The sequence below is a fragment of the Facklamia sp. P13064 genome (genome assembly GCF_050409425.1).
Classification (GTDB): domain Bacteria; phylum Bacillota; class Bacilli; order Lactobacillales; family Aerococcaceae; genus Facklamia.
Window position 1 is genome coordinate 1 of sequence record NZ_JBNUPM010000055.1, and the last position, 508, is coordinate 508.

A 508-nucleotide genomic window follows, 5' to 3' on the forward strand; every position below is an offset into this window, starting at 1 on the left:
TATCATGAGTCCTGGCACAGAGTCCTTTCTATTTTAGTTACCACTTTTAATAGATCGGACTTTTGTGTTTTTGTGTAGCAAAAAATAGGATGGAAGGAAGTGTTTTTTTCTTCCATCCACCCTGTTTATTATAGAGCCTAAATTTCACAAGAAAAGAGGGCTAGCAAATAAGCTAGTCCTCTCTATTTGCCTAGGGAGCTAGAATGTTGCACGAAATATTATGCAATATTTAGTGATTATTTTTATTAAAAACCTATAATGTTAAGGTTTATAAAAATTTTTAATAGTATATATTTATTTATATGGAGACGATCGGTCTCGAACCGACGACCTCTACAATGCCATTGTAGCGCTCTCCCAACTGAGCTACGCCCCCAATATAGAAATACACATATATCTTACGCAATTTTGAAATATAAGTCAATAGTTGAAAAAACATTATCCTAATTGTTCCTCTAGAGTTGTCAAACATATGTTACACAAGGTGCTTCTAAATGGGCATGCTTAT

Annotated in this window: 1 tRNA gene; it reads right to left on the bottom strand. The window is 33.9% G+C overall.

Annotation, left to right across the window (positions count from 1 at the left end):
• Positions 1 to 303 precede the first annotated feature (303 nt).
• Positions 304 to 376, bottom strand: a tRNA-Ala gene (locus ACQV2S_RS08860).
• Positions 377 to 508: the final 132 nt, after the last annotated feature.